General features: G+C 34.4%; 15 protein-coding genes. 5 read left to right on the forward strand and 10 right to left on the reverse strand.

The window, feature by feature from the left end; genetic code table 11:
- Positions 1-6: 6 nt before the first annotated feature.
- Together BST91_RS08185 and BST91_RS08190 are read right to left on the reverse strand one after the other, a co-directional pair.
- Positions 7-1,989: a putative porin gene (locus BST91_RS08185; protein ID WP_085775097.1), complete on the reverse strand. Its 1,983-nt coding sequence runs from the start codon at positions 1,987-1,989 to the stop codon at positions 7-9.
- A gap of 78 nt (positions 1,990-2,067) precedes the next feature.
- Positions 2,068-2,337 (reverse strand): hypothetical protein, encoded by a 270-nt coding sequence (locus BST91_RS08190; RefSeq protein ID WP_085775098.1) that lies wholly within the window; start codon positions 2,335-2,337, stop codon positions 2,068-2,070.
- 74 nt (positions 2,338-2,411) lie between these two features.
- On the opposite strand from BST91_RS08190, the gene BST91_RS08195 reads away from it, so the two are divergent.
- Positions 2,412-3,011 (forward strand): ribonuclease HII, encoded by a 600-nt coding sequence (locus BST91_RS08195; protein WP_085775099.1) that lies wholly within the window; start codon positions 2,412-2,414, stop codon positions 3,009-3,011.
- A gap of 61 nt (positions 3,012-3,072) precedes the next feature.
- Complete coding sequence (locus tag BST91_RS08200) at positions 3,073-5,499, forward strand: hypothetical protein (RefSeq protein ID WP_085775100.1); 2,427 nt, start codon at positions 3,073-3,075, stop codon at positions 5,497-5,499.
- A 5-nt stretch (positions 5,500-5,504) separates the two neighbouring features.
- Here the strand turns inward: BST91_RS08200 and BST91_RS08205 are convergent, their stop codons facing one another.
- From BST91_RS08205 to BST91_RS08215, 3 genes are all read right to left on the reverse strand, one after another.
- Positions 5,505-6,590, reverse strand: coding sequence for a DNA topoisomerase IB (locus BST91_RS08205; RefSeq protein ID WP_085775101.1), 1,086 nt, complete (start codon positions 6,588-6,590; stop codon positions 5,505-5,507).
- 104 nt (positions 6,591-6,694) lie between these two features.
- Positions 6,695-7,396 carry a lipoyl(octanoyl) transferase LipB gene (gene lipB, locus BST91_RS08210; RefSeq protein WP_085775102.1) on the reverse strand — a complete coding sequence of 234 codons (702 nt, stop codon included), beginning with the start codon at positions 7,394-7,396 and terminating at the stop codon, positions 6,695-6,697.
- Between the two features lie 57 nt (positions 7,397-7,453).
- Positions 7,454-7,612, reverse strand: coding sequence for a YqaE/Pmp3 family membrane protein (locus BST91_RS08215; protein ID WP_082586949.1), 159 nt, complete (start codon positions 7,610-7,612; stop codon positions 7,454-7,456).
- Between the two features lie 338 nt (positions 7,613-7,950).
- Here BST91_RS08215 and lysS point away from each other — a divergent pair, with 338 nt between their 5' ends.
- The 3 genes from lysS to BST91_RS08230 all read left to right on the forward strand — a co-directional run bounded on the left by lysS (position 7,951) and on the right by BST91_RS08230 (position 10,619).
- A complete protein-coding gene (gene lysS, locus BST91_RS08220) occupies positions 7,951-9,642 on the forward strand; it encodes a lysine--tRNA ligase (RefSeq protein ID WP_060524219.1) in 1,692 nt (563 codons plus the stop codon).
- A gap of 113 nt (positions 9,643-9,755) precedes the next feature.
- Positions 9,756-10,166, forward strand: a complete 411-nt coding sequence (locus BST91_RS08225) for a hypothetical protein (RefSeq protein ID WP_085775103.1) — start codon at positions 9,756-9,758, stop codon at positions 10,164-10,166.
- A gap of 75 nt (positions 10,167-10,241) precedes the next feature.
- On the forward strand, positions 10,242-10,619 hold the full coding sequence (locus tag BST91_RS08230) for a hypothetical protein (RefSeq protein WP_042277696.1): 378 nt from the start codon (positions 10,242-10,244) through the stop codon (positions 10,617-10,619).
- Positions 10,620-10,650: 31 nt separating this feature from the next.
- Here BST91_RS08230 and BST91_RS08235 read toward each other — a convergent pair whose 3' ends face one another.
- From BST91_RS08235 to BST91_RS13505, 5 genes are read right to left on the reverse strand one after another with little or no spacing between them, the layout of a single operon-like run.
- A complete protein-coding gene (locus BST91_RS08235; RefSeq protein ID WP_085775104.1) occupies positions 10,651-11,487 on the reverse strand; it encodes a sterol desaturase family protein in 837 nt (278 codons plus the stop codon).
- Positions 11,488-11,511: 24 nt separating this feature from the next.
- Entirely contained in the window at positions 11,512-12,804 is a 1,293-nt protein-coding gene (hemL, locus tag BST91_RS08240) for a glutamate-1-semialdehyde 2,1-aminomutase (protein WP_085775105.1), read from the reverse strand.
- Positions 12,804-13,658, reverse strand: a complete 855-nt coding sequence (locus BST91_RS08245) for a glucosaminidase domain-containing protein (protein WP_060524212.1) — start codon at positions 13,656-13,658, stop codon at positions 12,804-12,806. The genes hemL and BST91_RS08245 overlap by 1 nt, the downstream gene beginning before the upstream one ends.
- Positions 13,642-14,241: a hypothetical protein gene (locus BST91_RS13500; protein WP_317043027.1), complete on the reverse strand. Its 600-nt coding sequence runs from the start codon at positions 14,239-14,241 to the stop codon at positions 13,642-13,644. The genes BST91_RS08245 and BST91_RS13500 overlap by 17 nt, the downstream gene beginning before the upstream one ends.
- A complete protein-coding gene (locus BST91_RS13505) occupies positions 14,238-14,576 on the reverse strand; it encodes a hypothetical protein (protein WP_317043028.1) in 339 nt (112 codons plus the stop codon). The genes BST91_RS13500 and BST91_RS13505 overlap by 4 nt, the downstream gene beginning before the upstream one ends.
- Positions 14,577-14,918 lie beyond the last annotated feature (342 nt).

Genomic DNA, 14,918 nt, shown 5'->3' on the forward strand with positions numbered 1-14,918 from the left:
ACAATTTTATAAAAAGAAATTCCACACTATACCGAATCTAAAAGTGAAATCACGATAAGGATGTAATGGAGCACTGAAGTAATCCTGCTTACCAAAGAGTGCATTAATGTGTTCTGCCTTAAAGAATATTCTTGTTTGTCTAATCTTACCATTTAAGAAAACATCAATCATAGGAAAATCACCAAACTCTTGATTGTTTTGCGTATAGAATTCTCCTAATACAGGATCGTATCCATCCATATTGTAGGAAGTAAAATATTTTAATGTAATACCGGTTTGTAGTTGTAAAGCTCTTTTAAAAAACCTATTCTCGTAGTAAAAGGTATTTCGAGTAACTACTTCTGGTAAGTTTAATACTTCTTGATTTTGGTCAACAGACTGAAGCATGACGGTATGATCCATACCAAAATGGCTCAAGAACTTAAATCCTTTGTGCAGCTTCAATTTTAAATACGTAATTTCAGAATCAAATTGTTGAGGAGCTGCATTGTAACCTACCGTATTCAAATCAGAGTCCAATAACTGATTTTCGGTGAAGTAAACATAATCCTGAATTCTAGTAATGCTTAACTGTGCATCTAGAAGTTTATCTGATTTTAAATCAACAGAAAATTGTTGCTTCTCGATATTGTCAAAAGCATTTTGCCAATTATAATTTTCATAATCACTTTGGAATAAAAGCGCATTAAAATTAGGAGATTGCGAGCTCAAATCTAAAGAAGCACTAAGTTTAAACAACTTAAAATCATAACTAGCCGATGCGTTTAAAAATTGACCCGTTAAATCACCAAATAGTATTACACCACCATCACCTTGAATATCAAATCCTTTATAATTCTTACTAAACGTTCCTGATAATTGGTACGTTTCACCCTTGAGCCTATTGGTAATTGAAGAAGTCCCAAAATCAAGAACACGATTATAACCATAATTATATGCCTGCCTGGTGAATCCTGCTTTAAAATGACCTAACAAATGATGATCATAGAGCAAACCTACTTCAATATCTCCTTGTTCAAAATCTGTTTTATCATTAATTGCATTCCCAAAAGCATTTCCTAGAAATTCTTCATCTGGTGAAGACTGCTCAAACCTGTACAATTTATCTTCATAAAACATTTCATTGTACAATCTTGCGCTGTAGTAACTGGTTGAATCCTTTTTACCTAGAAACTCATATTCATGATTGATATAAAATCGACGACCGTTCAATGTAACTTCAGCATTTTCTAGATTAGGGTCTAATCGTCCTCTATCATCAAAATCCTCGTCGTTATCAATAAATCCTTGAACGGCACTTGCCACAATACCACCATTCTCTTGATTAGATAAATCTTGAAAGGTTGTATGTGCTATAGCTTTATACTTCTTATTTTTTGAAACATAATTTGCCGTGAATTTAAATATCCCTGTGCTAGTAAGTGTGCGAGCATAGTCTCCTGCGCTGCGCACTCCTTTATAACCGATAGAGAAATTAAATTGAGGAGAAATATTACTTGTAAAGGTAGCGTCTAATTGCTGTCCTTGATTTACTGCTGTTTTAAAGTATAAATCGGTGAAAGGAGTAGGCACTCTATAATACTGCATATCCTGTACTTCTAAATATCCAGTATGCCTAGCTCGCGCACCCATTGATGGAGTGAGTGTATTTAATGAATAAGACTTTCCTAATTCATTATAAGGTTGACCTACATTGTGAAAGGGCTGTAATTCAAAATTATCCTTGCGCAAATAATTGAATTTATAATCTTTGTAAATGTGTAAAGTGGTATCTACGTGAGTCGTATCACGTTGTGCAGATATGATTAGGTAATCTGTAATCGGTGGCTTATCTCCCTTAACTTGAACGCCAGGTTGATCTGTATTTTGATCTCCGTTCAAAGATGTAAATCTATCAGAAGTTCGAACTTCTCCAGCTGATATCAACTCCTTTTCTTGTGCTATAGAAAGTACAGGAAAAGCCAACAATAGAAATAAAAGAAATCTCATTTTTTTAATCACGGCTCAAAAGTAAGATAACGATAGCAATTAGAAGTTATTGAGTTCCTATTTATCTATAGGTATAGATTAATTAAAAATATCAACAGCAAGCTCTATCCAAAGTAAGAAAAAAGCAATGAGAGCTAGTACAATTAGACCATACCTCCATTTTGAAGAAGTGTGAGAAAACCAAATGTAATGCGACAGAACGCTTGTTGTAAACAGCATCACACCCATAACTAAGAAATCTAGCAACTCCCAATTCACCTCTTTACTAAATACCATACCGATAATTGGTAGGGTAAGAACTAATCCTGTTATAGATAAACTACGTTTTAAAATTCGAATAGTTTTCATGTATTCCTTCTTTGCACATTCAAATTAAGTAATGTGTTTTTATAAAGGTAATTGATATTAACTACATTCGCAGTATGCTTTTATTACAAGTAAAACCCAATCTTATTGAGGCAGGAACTGATGAAGCTGGACGTGGCTGTCTTGCCGGACCCGTCACTGCTGCTGCTGTTATTTTACCACCAGATTTTAAATGTCCTGAATTGAATGATAGTAAAAAGCTTTCGCGAAAGCGTAGGTATGAACTTAGACCTATTATAGAAAAAGAAGCAATATCATTTCATGTATCGCATGTAATGATGGGGAAAATCGATGAGATTAATATATTGAATGCAAGTATTCTTGCAATGCATCAATCAATAAAGGGTCTTGAAAGTAAACCTGAACATATAGCCGTTGATGGCAATCGTTTTAAACCATGCAACGAAATACCTTACACAACAGTGATTAAAGGTGATGGTAAATACCTCAACATCGCAGCTGCTTCCATACTAGCCAAAACATATAGAGATGATTTTATGGAAAAAATATCTAGGGAATTCCCTAATTATGATTGGCATAAAAATCAAGGTTATCCCACAGTTGCACATCGCCACGCTATTAAACAATATGGGAGTACAAAATACCATAGAAAAAGCTTTAAACTTTTACCGGATCAATTAAGTCTGGATTTATAATAGTTTTGTTTGAACTGTGTGTTATTTCTTATAACTTTTACCTTTGTATAAAACTAGGTCTATGAAAAACTTTTTGAGAATCTTTGTTTTGGTTCTGCTTATTACTAGCTGTGAAAAAGACTCCCAAATAGATTTAAATCTCCTCCATCGTATACCACATGATTCTAAGATCATTATTGACGCAAATAACATGGAGGATGTATTTAGTTTTATAGAAAATAACGCTCTATATAACCAAATAAAAAATCTAGATAGACTACAAGAAATTAAAAATGCAGGTAGCTTTTTAGAATTATATAAAGAAAGTGATAACAATCTAATCACAGTAAGCATTGAAGGTAAAAATGAAGTGGTCATTTCTTTAATCTCTTCGGACCTACCAAAATATAGGGATACTACATCAACCTTTAATTACAATGAAACAAAATACTATCAATCAAAAACAGATAGTACTGATTTTTATTTTCTTAATCATAAAGGATTGCATCTCGCTAGTAGTTCAAAACTTATAATTGAAAGTCAAATAAGACGAGAGCTTGATGATTATGTGTTTAATGACGAGTTCAAATCTTTATATGAAAAAACTAGTGGTAATTCGGTATCCTTATATGTAAAAGCCAGTGATAGAAATTGGCTTAAAGAATTTATCTATGGTCGTAATATAAATGATAAGGGAAACTATGCTCATTGGTATCAAGTAGAACCAGAAAACAACGATCTTGCAATACAATTCTCTGGTATTCTCACCTATTCAGACAGTACATCAATGCGTCATGCACTTTATGACGGCTTGACTGCTAGAACTAACCACATAGCTGAAATATTACCTCTTAATTTAACCAATGTAGAAACTACTACTTATAAGAACCATCAAGAAATCATATCCAATTTGTCCAGGCAAAAATCAATCAATCACGAGGTTACTGCAACTGTTAAAAATATTTTAGACAACTGTTATGAGTTAAGTAAAATAAGCTGGGATAAGGAGCACGTTGTAGCTTTTGGACTAGAACCTTACGAAACTTTCTTTCTCAACCTGGATAGTTTATCCACAGCTAAGTTTGAGTATCGTAACACAACCATTTACGAATTAAGAGAACCTATTAATACGAGTAGCTTATCTCCTATTTTACCTCAAAAAAACTATTCATATATTACTGTTTTAGGATCTCACTTTATATTGTCTGAAAAAGCAACTACACCCGAGCAAATCATTGCTGCAATTACAAACAAAAGCACTTTGGCCGATCAAATTTGGTGGCAAGGCCTAAACAGTTCGATAAATAGCTCAAGTAGCTACACTTCAATTAGTAGTATAGAATTTTATAAGCAAAACTCTACGCTAAGTAAAAACGACAGCAAGATTTTAAAGCAACTGTCAAGTAAAACTTATCCATTTATTATATCCCAATACGTTCATGAAAACGAATACGCTCATTATAATTTCCATATTCCAGTAGTAAACGATGATTTAAACAGTGGTAGCGTTCAACAAAGTATGACTTATAAATCAGGCTCGAGTATTATTGCAGGACCATTCCTATTCCCCAATCATTTAACTAAAGGATATGATATTGCTTTTCAAGACGCCGAATTAAAACTTCACTTAGTATCAGACAAGGGTAAACGACACTGGTCTAAACAGTTGAAAGGAAAAATATTAGGCGAGATACAAGTTGTTGACGGCTATAAAAATGGTCGCAAACAATTAGTTTTCACAACTGAAAAAGCAATTTACTATCTAGATCGCAATGGCAAGGACGTAAATAAATATCCATTAGAATTTAAAAACGGTATAGATCAACCGGTAAGTGTTTTTGATTATGACAACAGCCGTAATTACCGATTTGTTGTAACTCAGGGTTCAAGATTATTCATGTATGATATAAATGGTAATGCTGTTAAAGGCTTTAATTATCAACCTGATGGAGAAATTCTAACATCGCCACAACATATAAGGGTAAACAACAAAGATTTTATCGCGTTTGCCAAAGCAGAAAATAAAATAGCCCTAATCAGTCGTACTGGAAAAATCAGAACTAAGGTTACAGTTCCTATTGCCTTAAAAGGTAAACTCAAACAGTTTAAAAATAAATTGGTTGGACTAGATCAAGACGGTAAATTCTTCTCAATTAATCCTCTTAATGGAGAAGTAGCATTTGAAAATTTCAATAAGTATGGTAACTCTTTTGATAGCTCAAAGTCCCAAAGAGTGAGTTACAACGATAATAATTTGTTTATCAATAAGAATAAAGTTGAAATACCTTATGGTAGCTATGAGCACATTTCGATTTATGAGAACAAGAACAAAAGCTTCATATCACTAGTTGATAACGCAGAAAATAAGGTTTACATATTCTCCAAAAAAGGTGATTTACTTAATGGACTTCCTGTTTACGGTAATACTACGGCGTCTGTAAAAACTGCTGGTAAATGGCATTACCTAGTCACTTTAGATGGTGATGATATCCTACTATATAAGTGGTAACGCTCTTAAATTGAAGGTTTAAATTCAATTTCAAAATCATCTATAAGCTGTTGAATTCTAGTTTCAATAGCCGTAAAATAGGTACGATCTTTTAATTCTTTAATTTTTTTCCTCTCATCTACAAAACCAGATTGCAAATAAACATCAGCGATATGAGGATGTACATAATATTCTCTACATACACTTCGCGTGTTACCTAAAGCTTCGGCAGCAGCATCATAGGCTTGCAATAGATTAGCGTCTCTATCTTTTTCAGTATTCAAATCAGTTGATTGTAGTAAAAAAGTATAGAATTCTCTAGTTGCACCCCATGTTCTAAAATCCTTTGCCGAGAAAATATCTCCTGCGATGGTATGTAGATAATCGTTGACGTCATGACTTTCAATAGATTGATGGTTCCCGTCATCATCGTAATACTGAAAAAGTTCCCAACCAGGAATTTCCTCACATTGCTGTATCGCTTTTACCAGCTGTACGTCATCAATTTCAACATGTTGATCAATTTGATGTTTTCCTTTAAAATCAAAGATAATTTTTGATCCTGTATCAGTTAAATGACGCATGCGCATCGTAGACAATCCATATGTCCCATTGCGCTTAGCATATCCAGAACTGCCTATGCGCACATAAGTTTCATCCATTATTTTTATAACTAGCGCAAGACATTTTTCTCTCGTCATTCCTGCCAATTGAAGACTGTTTACTAGTTGCTTTCTAATTTTTGGTAACGCTTTCGCGAAAGCGGACATTTTAAAAAACTTAGTTTGATTACGAACTAAATTCCAGAGGTCATGATAGAGATATACTTTACGGTTTTTTGCATCGCGTCCAACTACTTGTAAGTGACCATTATCGATAGCACTTATTCGCACTTGTTGCCAAGCTGGTGGTATCACTAACGATTTAATCCTTTTAAGTTGAACCTTATCGGTTAATCTAGATTCATTATCAATTAGGTAAGTATATCCGCGACCGTATTTTTTCCTATGAATATTTAAATGTTGGTCTGTTACATAAACCAAATCTGCCAGCTGTGCAGCATATTCAGGCTCTTCAATACAAGCACGTATATCTTCAATTGATAAGGTCATACCTATAAAAGTAGTCTAGTACATCATTGAGACTACTTAAGGATATTGTAATTCATGTGTAAAGAATGTTAATTCAATTTACATGATCGGCCAGAAGACGAGAATTACTTTTCTATAAGATCTGCTTCAAAAAGCTCAATAAAATAGGTTTTAATTTTTTGCTTGATCTCTTCTTGATCTACAGGTCTTTTTAGCTCTGCTGCTAGAGATGTTACTGCTTTATCTTCTATTCCACATGGAATGATATGGTCAAAATAACCTAGATCTGTATTTACATTAAAAGCAAAACCATGCATGGTAACCCAACGACTAGCACGTACTCCTAGAGCACAAATTTTACGTGCAAATGGTGTTCCTACATCCAGCCATACCCCAGTTTCACCATCGCTACGTTCACCTTTAAGTCCGTAATCGGCCAAAATTTTAATAAATATTTCTTCTAGTAAACGTAAATACTCATGAATGTCAGTAAAGAAATTTTCTAGGTCAAGAATTGGGTAACCTGTAATCTGTCCAGGACCGTGATAGGTGATGTCTCCGCCACGATTAATTTTATAAAAATCGGCATTGATTTGTTTAAGAACGGCTTCATTGGCAAGAAGGTTATCCAGATCACCACTTTTACCCAGCGTGTAAACGTGATTATGTTCTACAAATAATAGGTGATTAGGTGTAGGATTCTTGGAATCTTCTTTCCTATTTTCAATTTTAATATCAAGAATTTCTTTGAAGAGTTGTTCTTGATAAACCCAGGTCTGTTTATAGTCACCGACCCCTAAATCCTGAAAGAAGACCTTTTTATTCATTTTGCAAAGGTAGTATTAACTTTGGTTAAACTTATACTAAATCGCTAAATATTTATATTATCTGTCAGGATTATTTAGTATAATCAACGCAGCAATAACACCAGGAACCCATCCTAACAAGGTTAATATCAATACAATCAAAATAGAACCACAGCCTTTACCAATTACTGCAAGTGGAGGAAAAATAATGGCCAAAATTACTCGCCAAACGCTCATATATTATAATTTAAAGGTGATGTGATTGCAGTAATATGACTGTATAAAATGACAAATGTTACATTTTTTTCTTCAGCTTATTGAATTTAGATGAATTCACAACGATCAGTTTTTAGTAGTGACTTATACACCTCTAAATACTCTTAGGTTAACTGCTTTATAATCAGTTTTTTTTTAAAATTAAAAAGAACTCGTTAAAAAGCACATGTTTTTTATTTAACAACAGACTATTAGACAATCAAAGTACTCTTAATAATGTTCTTTTCATTTTTCACATTCTTATTAAAGTTACTTTTCTGTTTTAATTTACCTTTGCAGGCTTATAAAAACACCTATTTATGCAACTTTCTGAACAAGAAATCGTACGCCGTGAAAAATTGGCAAAACTGCGTGAGATGGGAATAGATCCTTATCCAGCAGCGCTTTATCCCGTAGACCATTCTACTAAACAAATTAAAGCCGATTTTAAAGAAGGTAAACAGGTAAACATCGCCGGTAGATTAACCTCTAGACGTATACAAGGTAAGGCTAGTTTTGCCGAAATTCAAGACTCAGAAGGTCGCATACAAGTTTACTTTAATCGTGATGAAATTTGTACCGGTGATGACAAAACGCTTTATAATGAAGTCTATAAAAAATTATTAGATATAGGTGACATTATAGGTATAGAAGGCGAGCTTTTTAAAACACAGGTAGGTGAAATGACTGTAAAAGTCACTAATTTCACATTACTTACGAAAACCTTGCGTCCACTACCCTTTGCAAAAACGGATGCTGATGGAAAGGTTTATGACAAATTTGATGATGCAGAACAACGTTATCGTCAACGATATGTGGACTTAGTAGTTAATCCAGATGTTAAAAATGTATTTGTCAAAAGAACAAAACTTTTTAATGCCATGCGTGAATTTTTCAATTCGCGTGAATATTTTGAAGTAGAGACTCCAATTTTACAACCTATTCCTGGTGGTGCGGCTGCAAAGCCTTTTATCACACATCACAACTCTCTTGACATTCCTCTCTATATGCGTATTGCAAATGAGCTATATCTTAAGAGATTGATTGTAGGAGGATTTGACGGTGTATATGAATTCAGTAAAAACTTCAGGAATGAAGGGATGGATCGCACACACAATCCAGAATTTACAGCCATGGAAATCTATGTGGCTTACAAAGATTATAACTGGATGATGGATTTTACCGAGCAATTATTAGAACATTGCGCGGTTGCAGTAAATGGCACTACTCAAAGTACATTTGGCGATCATACCATTGAATGGAAAGCTCCATACCCTAGAGTCACCATGACTGATGCTATTAAACAGTTCACCGGTTTTGATATTACAGGTAAGAGCGAGGAAGAGTTGTACGCTTTCGCGAAAGCGGAAGGAATAGAAGTAGACAACACAATGGGTAAAGGAAAGCTCATCGACGAAATATTTGGTGAAAAATGTGAAGGAAACTTCATTCAACCTACCTTCATTACTGATTATCCTAAAGAAATGTCGCCATTAACCAAGGAACACCGTGATCATCCAGAACTTACGGAACGTTTTGAATTGATGGTTTGTGGTAAAGAAATAGCCAATGCTTATAGTGAGCTTAACGATCCTATAGATCAACGCGAGCGATTTGAAGCTCAACTAGCTCTAGCCGATCGTGGTGATGACGAGGCGATGTTTATAGATCAAGACTTTTTAAGAGCTCTAGAATACGGTATGCCACCTACGTCTGGATTAGGAATAGGAATGGATCGACTAATTATGTTTTTAACCAACAACCCATCCATTCAAGAAGTTTTATTTTTCCCACAGATGAGACCGGAGAAAAAATTAAACGTCGACCTCAATGATGATGAAAAAATGGTATATGAACTATTAAAAAAATCAGGCAAAGTAGAGTTGAATGCGCTTAAATCTGACAGTGGATTATCTAATAAGAAATGGGATAAAACAGTAAAAGGATTGACTGGTAAAAAGGTAGCCAAAGTTGAGAAAACAGATGATGGACTTTTTATCGATTTAGTGTAGCCTGAACTGGTACGATATTAAGATTATAAAAACCGCTAGTAAATACTAGCGGTTTTTCTTTGATTAAACTTTTCAACTATAAGCCAGTCATAAGGACAAATAAAATTTTAAATATGAAAAACATCATTCTAATCGCTACATTTTTTGTAACAGCGATAACCGTAGCACAACGTCCACTTCCAAAAAAAGGAAATGATTTTACACCACAACAACGTGCAGAACTTAAAGTTAAAAAAATGGCTGTAGCACTAGATTTGTCGGACAAGCAAATCAATAGTATTCAACCATTAATCGCAAATCAAGAATTGGAACGTCAAAGCTTGAGAGAAAATCGCGAGGAAATGAAAAATTTGAGTAATGACGAAAAGTTCAATCGTTTAAGCACTAGATTGGATAAAAAACTTGATTTTAAAAGAAAAATGAAATCAATTCTAACAGCCGATCAATACGAAAAGTGGCAGAAAATGCATAAAAGAAAGAGAACTGAAGGCAGAAAGAAACATAAACGTAGAAGAAATGAGTAATTAATCTAAGTTTTAATTGTTGATAAGGCTAGTTTATATTATTTGTTTATTTTTAAACTCAACAAATACCATCAAATGAAAAAGATCATATTCTTATTAGCCATTGTGTGTTCAGTAAGTGCATATTCACAACAAACTATTACGGCAGAACAACAGGAAGTTTCTGCGCAAACTCATATCAGAGTTAAAGAATTCAATAAGAAAATAGAAACTAAAGTTCAATTGATTGTTGATGCTGTTAAATTGGATGAGAAAAAGGTAAGCGAGCTACGAGAAATAGTTAGAGATCGCGAATCAATGGTTATTCGTATAGAAAGAGAAGCGCAAAGAGGAGAAACAAATGATTTACAAGGCACTTTAAATGATGTACAAAGCAATTATGAAAAGCGCCTTAAAGAAGTACTGGGAACAGAAAAGTACAACTTATTAAAAAGCAAACAATCTCCTAAATAATAATATAGATTGGTCGATTAAAAGAAGGTTCTCAATTTTGAGAGCCTTCTTTGTTTTTATACGGGATGCTTTTGTTAAAAGGTAAACCTAACTGATACTTCAAATCGTTTGAGCGCTTACTATCGACAATGTCCAATCCGTATTTGATATTTTGGCTATCACCATAGTAATAGGTTCCAAATATGTGATCCCAAATACTCAGAATATTTCCAAAATTTGTATCTGTTATAGGCATACTATCATGATGGTGAAATTTATGCATACCAGGTGTTACTATTAGGTAGCTTAATGTTTTATCCAGTTTTTTAGGCAATCTAATATTCGCATGACTCCAATAAGTGAAAAATACTGTAATGATCCTATATATAAGATAAAAACCTATAGGCATACCTGTAATCACTACTGCTATTAAAGCTGCAAATTCCCTTAACATAAAGTCCAAAGGGTGATGTCTAGTTCCACTAGTTACATCTAAAAAAGTATCACTGTGGTGTACCGTGTGAAGCCTCCATAAAACTCTACTTTTATGTAGTAAAAAATGAATGCCATATTGAGCAACAAGATCTAGTACTAATAAACTTATGACTAGTTCTAACCAGATAGGCAAACTCAGATAATTTAATACACCTAAACTATTTTGCTCTAGAAAAATAAAAACACCAGCAGTCAGTAAACCAAATGCTACATTTATAATCATAGTGAATGAAAGCAAGGCAAGATTCGTTTGAGCATGCTTCCATTTATCATAAGGTGATTTTAAAAAACTATAGTATCCTTCAAGAATCCAGAAAAGGGTAATCAAACCTATCAGCCACACCAATTTATAGTAGATGGGCATTGTTTCAAAGAATTTTAAAAATGCTTCCATCTCACTAAAGTAGCAAAAGTTATGTTACCAGCTATTAACTACTTCCTGAGTAGCCTCAATAGTTCTGTCTAGATCTTGATAAGAAAGAGCATCATTTAAGAAATAGCTTTCAAATGCACTAGGTGGCAAATAAATACCTCGTTCTAGCAATCCATGAAAATATTTTTTAAACCACTCATTGTTTCCTTTGGCTGCGCTTTCAAAATCCACTACTGGATCTGGAGTAAAATGAACTGACATCATCGATCCAAATCTATTAATCTGATACTCGATTCCCTTACTCTCTAGAACTTCTTGAATTCCCTTATGTAAATATTCCGTTTTTTGAGAAAGACTATCAAACACTTCTGGATGTTTATTCAAATGATCTAACATTGCATATCCGGCACTCATCGCTAGTGGATTACCACTTAATGTACCAGCTTGATAAACTGGACCTAGTGGCGCTAAAAAATTCATAATTTCTTGACGTGCTGCAAATGCTCCTACAGGTAATCCGCCACCTATGACTTTACCATAGGTAACAATGTCTGCATTTACACCTGTTACCTCTTGTGCACCACCACGAGCTAGTCTAAAACCAGTCATCACCTCATCAAAAATGAGTAGTGTATTATTTTTATCACACAATTCTCTTAAGCCTTGTAGAAATCCTTCCTGTGGTATTATACAACCCATATTACCAGCAATAGGCTCTAGAATGATACAGGCAATTTGATCCTTATTATGCTCAAATAGCTGTGCAACCTGATCAAGATTGTTGTACTGGGCAAGTAAAGTATCTTGAGCTGTTCCTTTTGTTACTCCGGGACTATTTGGACTACCAAAAGTCACTGCACCACTACCAGCTTGAATTAAAAAGGAATCACTATGCCCGTGGTAGCAACCTGCAAATTTGATGATTTTATCTCGACCTGTGTAACCTCTAGCTAACCTAACTGCACTCATACAAGCCTCGGTACCAGAGTTTACCATTCTTATTTGATCAATATTAGGAGCCATTTCAATTGCAAGAGCAGCAATTTTGGTCTCCAATTCAGTAGGCATTCCATAGGAAGTACCACGATCAACAGCCTCCTTAACCGAATTCACTACGGGCTCAAAGGCATGACCTAATATCATTGGACCCCATGAAGCTATATAATCTATAATTTCATGTCCATCCTCAGTTTGAAGATAAGCTCCTTTGGCGCTTTTTACATATACGGGATCACCGCCTACTGCGTTAAATGCTCTTACTGGTGAGTTTACACCACCAGGAATATATTTTTTTGCCTCATTAAACAAGGCACTACTACGTTGATAAATAAATGACATTAAAAATCTTTAGGAAGAGGTTCTACAAATAGTTCTTGACCTACACTAATAGTGTTGTCTTTTAAACCATTAAAGGCTTTCAATTGATCTACTGTAATATTATATTTTCTTGAAATACTATAAAGTGTGTCGCCGGCTACAACCTTATGCGATGCTTGTACACTTGGTCTTACATCGGCGATAGTTCTGGTTTTAGAATCCGTAGGGTTTCCTAGTACCATATTATCGTACTTGTATAGTTCATAACGCTCAATTAGACTTATGAGTTTTTGAGGGTAACGTCTATCTGTGGCATATCCGGCAGCTCTTAAACCTTTGGCCCAACCTTGGTAATCATCTGGTTGTAACTTGAATAAACCAGCATATCTTTTCCTATCTCTCAAAAATAGTGAATGATCACGATAAGAATAGTCTGGATCATTATAGGTCCTAAAACATTCTTGCGCTTTATCATCATCATGATATATACGTCCACCAGTCCATCCTTTATGACATTTTATTCCAAAGTGGTTGTTAGCCTCTACAGCTAGACGACCTTCACCAGATCCACTTTCTAGAATACCTTGAGCTAGCGTGATACTAGCTGGTATCTTATAAAGTTTCATCTCTCGCATGGCGGTATTAGCAAATAAATCTATGTAAGTGGAAACCTTATCTTTACTATCAGGCTTTGTAGTTTTAGTAACCTTATCCTCTTCTTGTTGACCTACGGTTTGAGGTGTTGAATCTGGTTGAGTGACTGTTTGAGTTGTCTTTTTCTTCTTTGTAGTCACTACTTTTTTACTACCACCGCACGATGTTAACAGCATCACTCCAAAGAAAATGATCAGCAAATTTTTAAATTTCAAACTCATAAGTAATTTCTTCTCTTCTTTTTCTTTTCAACATTTGATTGTAACCAGCGATCGCCTGTAATCCTCCTGTATGAATTGCTAAAATACGAGAATCTTTAGGAAAAACACCTTTTAAAATAAGGTCTTCTAAATGGAACATCATTTTTGAAGTGTATATGGGATCAAGTGGTACTCCGCTTTCGCGAAAGCGTGAATTCATATATTTAATTAGTTCATTATCAGACCTTGCGTATCCTCCAAATCTATCCTCAGAAAACACTTGAAAATTAGAACGAAGAGTAAGCTTGTTTATTTCCTCCTTTAAATAACCTCCCTTTAAGGCAGAAAACACCAAAACCTTTTGGTTAGGTGCGCTGCTTTCAATAATACCTGCTGCCGTTCCACCTGTTCCGCCAGCCACGGCAATAAAATCGTATTGAGATTTATCTAGGTCGGTTAATATTTCTTTGGTTCCTTGAATTGCCAGTTGGTTAGTACCACCTTCTGGGATAATCATAAGTTTACCGTGTTCCTTAAAAAGTTCTAGATAGTATTGATCATCCTTTTGCTTGTAGGATTCTCTAGTTACAAAGTGAAATTTCATTCCATTGTTGTGAGCTGTGAGTAAGGTATTATTACTTGCCAAGGTTTTTTTAGATTTAAACCCAATTCCTCTCCTCTTATAATTCCTATACTAGATAAACCAGCAATTTTTGCAGCGGCGCTTGTGGCTGCTATATGATTTGAAAAAGCTCCTCCATATGTAACTAGGGTATTGATGGATTCTTCTTGTGCATGTAATATGTTATATTTTAATTTCCTAAGCTTATTACCAGATACTTCAGGATGCAATAAGTCTTCTCGCTTAATATCTATTAAAACGTTATTAAGTGTTTTAAAAAACTGATTTTCAGACCGTATTACTCCATAATCTTGCATAGAACAAAGGTAGCAAGCTAATATTGTAAAAAAGCATAGGGTTTTCGCTTTTTTAAGTATTGTAGCTCCGTTTCCATACAATAAGCTTCTTTTTCAAATCTTATTGATCTATAGGCTAGATCATGTGACTTACTAACTCTTAATATTAGATATTCCAACAGGTACCATAAATAGAAAAAGACGATTAAAAGCTCCAGCTGTTGCCTGGCGTGAATTCTTTCATGATTCATAAAAACCGGATCATTTTTAAGCGCTTTGGATTTGACCAATAAAAATGGATATAGCGTTATACCGTTATAATTTTTAAGAAATGAAATTTCGACCACTATCATAGTGATAAAG

This window comes from Nonlabens tegetincola, from assembly GCF_002117085.1.
In the GTDB taxonomy this organism is placed as follows: domain Bacteria; phylum Bacteroidota; class Bacteroidia; order Flavobacteriales; family Flavobacteriaceae; genus Nonlabens; species Nonlabens tegetincola.

Coding starts and splice junctions, on each gene's coding strand:
- BST91_RS08200 (WP_085775100.1), top strand. CDS start 3,073: ATGAAAAACTTTTTGAGAATCTTTGTTTTGGTTCTGCTTATTACTAGC.
- BST91_RS08230 (WP_042277696.1), top strand. CDS start 10,242: ATGAAAAAGATCATATTCTTATTAGCCATTGTGTGTTCAGTAAGTGCA.
- hemL (WP_085775105.1), bottom strand. CDS start 12,804: ATGTCATTTATTTATCAACGTAGTAGTGCCTTGTTTAATGAGGCAAAA.
- BST91_RS08215 (WP_082586949.1), bottom strand. CDS start 7,612: ATGAGCGTTTGGCGAGTAATTTTGGCCATTATTTTTCCTCCACTTGCA.
- lipB (WP_085775102.1), bottom strand. CDS start 7,396: ATGAATAAAAAGGTCTTCTTTCAGGATTTAGGGGTCGGTGACTATAAA.
- lysS (WP_060524219.1), top strand. CDS start 7,951: ATGCAACTTTCTGAACAAGAAATCGTACGCCGTGAAAAATTGGCAAAA.
- BST91_RS13505 (WP_317043028.1), bottom strand. CDS start 14,576: ATGCAAGATTATGGAGTAATACGGTCTGAAAATCAGTTTTTTAAAACA.
- BST91_RS08235 (WP_085775104.1), bottom strand. CDS start 11,487: ATGGAAGCATTTTTAAAATTCTTTGAAACAATGCCCATCTACTATAAA.
- BST91_RS13500 (WP_317043027.1), bottom strand. CDS start 14,241: ATGAAATTTCACTTTGTAACTAGAGAATCCTACAAGCAAAAGGATGAT.
- BST91_RS08245 (WP_060524212.1), bottom strand. CDS start 13,658: ATGAGTTTGAAATTTAAAAATTTGCTGATCATTTTCTTTGGAGTGATG.
- BST91_RS08195 (WP_085775099.1), top strand. CDS start 2,412: ATGCTTTTATTACAAGTAAAACCCAATCTTATTGAGGCAGGAACTGAT.
- BST91_RS08225 (WP_085775103.1), top strand. CDS start 9,756: ATGAAAAACATCATTCTAATCGCTACATTTTTTGTAACAGCGATAACC.
- BST91_RS08185 (WP_085775097.1), bottom strand. CDS start 1,989: ATGAGATTTCTTTTATTTCTATTGTTGGCTTTTCCTGTACTTTCTATA.
- BST91_RS08205 (WP_085775101.1), bottom strand. CDS start 6,590: ATGACCTTATCAATTGAAGATATACGTGCTTGTATTGAAGAGCCTGAA.
- BST91_RS08190 (WP_085775098.1), bottom strand. CDS start 2,337: ATGAAAACTATTCGAATTTTAAAACGTAGTTTATCTATAACAGGATTA.